Source organism: Kluyvera sp. EC_51 (assembly GCF_019584505.1).
In the GTDB taxonomy this organism is placed as follows: domain Bacteria; phylum Pseudomonadota; class Gammaproteobacteria; order Enterobacterales; family Enterobacteriaceae; genus Kluyvera; species Kluyvera sichuanensis.
This window is the reverse complement of record NZ_VDAG01000102.1, coordinates 1-299: the sequence shown is the minus strand read 5'-3', so window position 1 is coordinate 299 and position 299 is coordinate 1. Positions and strand designations below refer to the sequence as shown.

Genomic DNA, 299 nt, shown 5'->3' with positions numbered 1-299 from the left:
CCGTCTCTTCGGCATCAGTCGTAAAACGGGCTATAAATGGCTCGGGCGTTTCGACCCTTCAGAGCCTGCGACGCTTTTCGACCGCTCACGCGCGCCACTCTCACATTCCCGCACCGTCCCGCCAGATATTGCTGCCCATCTGATGGCATTACGGCAAAAACATCCTGACTGGGGACCTAAAAAACTGCGGATGTGGCTCCTTAACCATCAGGCCGACTTCCCTGTTCCGGCTGCCAGCACTATCGGCGATATCCTCAAACGCCAGGGGATGGTTCCGGACAGAAAGCGCAAACACAGAA

1 protein-coding gene is annotated in these 299 nt (G+C 56.5%); it reads left to right on the top strand.

Annotated features, from left to right (window positions below; translation table 11 throughout):
* The coding region (locus FHC49_RS19500; protein ID WP_220440644.1) for a helix-turn-helix domain-containing protein at positions 1 to 299 on the top strand (299 nt) is incomplete at both ends.